The organism is Photorhabdus hindustanensis (assembly GCF_002968995.1).
In the GTDB taxonomy this organism is placed as follows: Bacteria; Pseudomonadota; Gammaproteobacteria; order Enterobacterales; family Enterobacteriaceae; genus Photorhabdus; species Photorhabdus akhurstii.
Genome location: NZ_PUWT01000096.1, coordinates 1 through 3663 on the forward strand (window position 1 = coordinate 1; position 3663 = coordinate 3663).

Annotated in this window: 2 protein-coding genes and 1 pseudogene; all 3 read right to left on the reverse strand. The window is 45.0% G+C overall.

Annotated features, from left to right (window positions below):
- A pseudogene (locus C6H66_RS23570) lies at positions 1–482 on the reverse strand (T6SS immunity protein Tli4 family protein); the annotation flags it as partial.
- The gene (locus tag C6H66_RS23575) at positions 475–2079 is read right to left on the reverse strand and encodes an esterase/lipase family protein (RefSeq protein WP_248000803.1); all 1605 of its coding nucleotides are present in this window, start codon (positions 2077–2079) and stop codon (positions 475–477) included. The pseudogene C6H66_RS23570 and the gene C6H66_RS23575, both read right to left, overlap by 8 nt.
- A gap of 541 nt (positions 2080–2620) precedes the next feature.
- Positions 2621–3663: type VI secretion IcmF C-terminal domain-containing protein (locus C6H66_RS23580; RefSeq protein WP_282183133.1), on the reverse strand; the 1043-nt coding region annotated here is incomplete at its 5' end.

The window sequence follows — 3663 nt, forward strand, 5'->3', positions numbered from 1 at the left end:
TCCATTGTTACGATAAAAGCGACACCATTACTATACAAATGCGCTTCTAATACTCGGGCAAAACCAGGAACAGCAGTATCTTGATTCCTGTCGAAGATCACACCTTCCATATTATCATTATTCTGGAGGCGATAGACTTTCTTTAAAAAAGGCATATCTTTCGGTTCAACATATTGCATTGTCTTTAACTCCTGCTCTCTTGCTTCTATCCGATATTCAAACTCCGGTGGATATAAGCGTTCAGTTTCTATTCTCGCTTTACCAATAAATATCCCGTCATGGATAACATTGCCAAACGCTTCGGGGATATCAATCAGATAACGACCTACACAACGGGTTTGCATATTGGCTAACATTTCTGTCGTCACTTGCTTTTCCTTCTCGGTTAAATTGGGGTGATAAGGGTCAGGGAAATACCACCGCCATAGGGCATAAATCACTAACACAGACAATAAAATGAGTAAGATATTTTTCTTATTCAATCTTCACCGCCTGCACCATCTTGACAATTGAACGCAGGGTAAATAACCGGGCTTTATCCTCGTTATATGCCCCTTCATGGTCAACATCTACTGCCAACTGACTGCGTAATTTTCCGGTTGGAATACGGCCAGCCCGTTCCGGCACAGTGCCATCTCCTTTCTCCTTTGGCGGCGCCAGCTTAAAAGTTTTCGCCGCAATATCTTGAAAAGAGGGTCCAACAGAAAATTGCACCATACGTGTTGTGCCCGTTTCCAAGTTATAAGGATCATAGAGCGGCTGATCAAATGTCATACCGGAATAATCTTCCGTTTTATTGTAATAATCCTTACTAGCTTCTTGCCAAGAAATAATTCCATAGGATAGATGTTTCTCGCTAGCGCCATAAAAGGCATAAGTATTAGGGTGGTATTTACCACTCAATCCTTCAATAAATGGCTGAACTGCATTATTCATTAATTGCAAATAATTACTCCAGCTTTCCTCATCTTTCCACTTATCTGTCCATTTATCCTTTTTATCCGGGTTTAAAAACCGGGTCTCACATAATCCCCACCATCGGTTCTTTTCCAGATAAATTTCCTCATACGGGTCAGATTTCGGCAATTTGTGTGTCATTTTACCATCGGCGATATGTAACCAACGTTTACCATACTCTTTTCCCGGCAGGAGCTGTAAAGGACCGGGAGACTGGGCCAACACCGGGGTCATTTTCGCGCCATTACTGCCAATCACCAGCCCGGTTATGCCATCTTCACCGGTTTTCATCCTTTTATAAGTCATGGGTGAACCGGTATCAGGCATAACACCATGTACAATGCCTAAAATTTTATCTCTGCCATTCAGCTTTTCCGAATAATGGCGGGCCACCAACCCTCCCATTGAGTGGGTGACTAAAATCACCTTATTTACCGCACAACTTTTGCCGTAGGAAGCTAAAATTTGATCAACATATTCTGCCAGCTTCTTGGCGGACACCGCATTGGATTGCAGCCAGTTATAGCCCATCACATGAACCGGGTACATAAAACGATAACTGTGTTCAACCTCTTCCGAGGTCAATGGTTCTTCACCCCACTCAGCTCCAAGATTCTGACCGATCAATTGTTGACGAGCGGTCTCTTTTCCCTTTCCTTCCATGCGATATTCAAACGCCAGACGCTCATCATCCAGCACCAACTGAAGCCAGGGCAAAAAATGACCATAACTCAAATATGCCACCTCTCCCCAACCGCGTTGATGGCGATCAGGGAATTTCCTCCCTTCGGCGATATAATTATTTATTGCCCCCGAATCGTAAATATCGGTATTTTTGGGATCTAACGTCTCTTTCCTATCAGAAGCATTCTTTAGTATCCAACTCGCAACTCCAAACTCAGAATTTACCAACCAGACTGGCTCATCATCGCGTTTCGATTTTAAATTACTCCCCATCACCCCCGGCAGGAAAATTATCGGAATAACCTTACTCGCATATTTCAAACAGACTGCTATCAGGTTTTCTTCCGCTCTGGCATTCGGTACGTTGTAGTACGGACGACCACATTCATCATATTCAGGATGAAGATAAATCTCATTTTCCTTCGGTTCACTCATCATTGACTTCTCATCTTTTATTTGCAAATGACTGATTCCCAGCCCAACTTGTTTTTACCCGGGGCTTTTTCCATTCTGTACGTATGATCATCCATTCGGATCAAAGATATTTACACAGGCCACTCACCTTTTCGCCATACATCAAATGCATGAACAGGATGAGCGATTTATGAATTTTCCTATCTTCTCGGCGGGTGCTTATAAAAATCAACTCTTTTTTTCAAAAAAATACGATTTTTAGTGCACACCCCTTATCGCCACCGATATAACAGCATGTCGAACAAAATATTTAAACTTCATGACAATAACATGACATTTATTGACAAAAATAAACTGGTATTGATTGCCATAAAATGAAGGCGATCTGAGTACGTTTTTATAATCAGATCCCCATGAGAACAATTATTATTTTCATTCTATCCAATAGATATAAACAAACATCTTCACCAGAATATCCGTATCAATATCTATCCTGCCCGGCTATTCTATTAATGAAAATAGTTAACGATTACGTTATTTCCTTATTTACTTCTAATAACATGTATTATTCCGTTATCAGGTCATCGTCATTTACCGCTGATATTGTCCTGTGACTACCCGGCTTTACCGCAAAGATATTTTTCGGTAATTTAAATCCGCGCAGTTTTAATAACGCCAGCGGCCCTTCGCCCAATTCTGTGCGTAAAATCCAGGTCAACGGTAATCCATCCGGGGCAGTAAATATCAGGCGGTAACGGCTTTCATCCAGCCTTTCCGCTTTCGCCCGCTCCAGCCAGCGGATCAACCCCCAGTTCCCCTGATAATCACCGAACAACCGCGCCCCGGTATTGACACTGGTCCACATCAGCGTCACCCCCGGTTCATCAGTCTCGCCCGGCCAGCGAAAACTCTGCCAGCTTTCCATCTGGTTAAAATAGCGCAATTGCTGTCCATCTATCGTCAGGTCGGTTTCCGCTACATCCCGAACCGGTTTGGCCCGCAGTTCAAACCGCAGCCCCTGACTGCCATCGGCAAATAACAGGTCCGATAGCTGACTGAGCTGATTTATCGCTTTCAAAAAATCCGGGTTAACCTGCACGCCCTGACCGCTCACTTCATCCACCACCCACTGGTTACCCGCTTTATGCAGTATTCCGCCTAGCTGACGGGTCAAAAACTGCTCTATCCGCCCCGAATCCGACCGGATAAACTGCCCCAGCATCGGCAATGAGATTTCACTTTCCCCTCTGGCAAACGGGTAACGGCCAGTGAATGCCCGGTTCCAGTTGTCCACTATCGCCCTCTGCCACTGGGTGTTCAGATTCGCTTCCGCCGGTTTCAGTACGCCCTGCCACGCCTGCGTTAACGGCTCCACAAACATTGCCTGACCAAAACCCCGCCATTGTCCCCCCAGACTGGCGGCTATCAGACGACCGTAGCCCTGTGTATCGGTCAAATCGGTGCTTTTCCCTTCAAAGACCGTCTTAGCCAACGCATTCGCCATTGCCGGCGGGTCATCACTGTTGTTCATCTGTTGCAGTTTCAGCCGCACTTCGGTTACCCGCGTGAGGAAGGTTTGTAAATTCAGCGTGCTGTCGGCTTTCATGC